Below are 205 nucleotides of genomic sequence, written 5' to 3'. Positions count from 1 at the left end.
AGAAGTGAAACATCTTGTGAAGAATTCTAAATTGTAAATGTTAAATAAAAAGCATTTAAGAATAGGTCTCTCTGATGAAATGTGCGTAAGCATTATATTGTGGGGATATAGCTCAGTTGGGAGAGCGCCTGCCTTGCAAGCAGGAGGTCAGGGGTTCGAATCCCCTTATCTCCACCATATTGTACTTTGAAAACTGCATAGTGGA

Annotated in this window: 1 tRNA gene; it reads left to right on the top strand. The window is 39.5% G+C overall.

The features are described from left to right. Positions 1 to 101 precede the first annotated feature (101 nt). Positions 102 to 177, top strand: a tRNA-Ala gene (locus tag L21TH_RS13610). The last annotated feature ends 28 nt before the right edge of the window (positions 178 to 205 follow it).

This window comes from Caldisalinibacter kiritimatiensis (assembly GCF_000387765.1).
Lineage (GTDB): Bacteria > Bacillota > Clostridia > Tissierellales > Caldisalinibacteraceae > Caldisalinibacter > Caldisalinibacter kiritimatiensis.
The sequence above is the reverse complement of the archived record's forward strand: the minus strand, read 5'-3'. Positions and strand labels throughout refer to the sequence as shown.